Genomic DNA, 795 nt, shown 5'->3' on the forward strand with positions numbered 1-795 from the left:
TCCGCCTCCGTCTGGTCCGCCAACAACGGCACCGACACCCTGCAATTTACCGGACACACCTACACGGAAACCGTGAACGGTAAGGCCACCGAACACACCTACGCCGTCACCCGATTGGAAAAGGGCACCGACACGGCGGGCATGGAGATCGACACCGCCGTGTTCGAGACCGACACCGGCACCCATGTCGTCCGCTACACCTGCCAGACGGGCACCGGCGAGGTGACGGACACCCTCAGCGCCACGCTGTCCAGCGGCACCGCCTTCCAACTGCAAGACACGGACTATGTACGGCAGGACCCCGTGCAGGACATCACCGTGGAAGGGCTGAACGACGAGATCACCGCCCTGCTGGGCGGCGCGGACAACCTCACCAGCGAACTGAGCAAATGGTGTGCCGCCTACTATCCCACCGCCTCCACGGCGACATGGACCGGCACCGCCACCATCGACTACAACGAGAACACCATCACCACCGCGTTCACCCTGACCATCGCGGACGCCGCCCCCGGCTCCGGCACCGCAACCGTATCCGCGACCTACCACCGTGCGGAAGGCACCTACGAGTTCGGCCTGTGACCGGCGGACGCAAGAAAGGACACCCATGAATAACATCACCATCACGGAAACATCCGTATACGACAGGCGGCGCAGGTGGCTGCGCATGGCGGCGATTACCGCCGTCGCCATTGCCCTCGTCCTGCTGCTTCCCGTCACGGCCCACGCCGAGGAACCGGAATACCATTGGATCACCGACTTCGGCGGCAGTCTTCGGAAATTCATCTGCTCCATGAT

Annotated in this window: 2 protein-coding genes; both read left to right on the forward strand. The window is 63.5% G+C overall.

Annotated features, from left to right (window positions below; all coding sequences use genetic code 11):
- Positions 1-579, forward strand: a 579-nt coding sequence (locus B5G37_RS15445) for a hypothetical protein (protein WP_158099456.1), incomplete at its 5' end; no start/stop codon positions are given.
- A gap of 25 nt (positions 580-604) precedes the next feature.
- The coding region (locus B5G37_RS15105; protein ID WP_143483013.1) for a hypothetical protein at positions 605-795 on the forward strand (191 nt) is incomplete at its 3' end.

It is taken from the genome of Pseudoflavonifractor sp. An85 (genome assembly GCF_002161235.1).
Classification (GTDB): Bacteria; Bacillota; Clostridia; order Oscillospirales; family Oscillospiraceae; genus Enterenecus.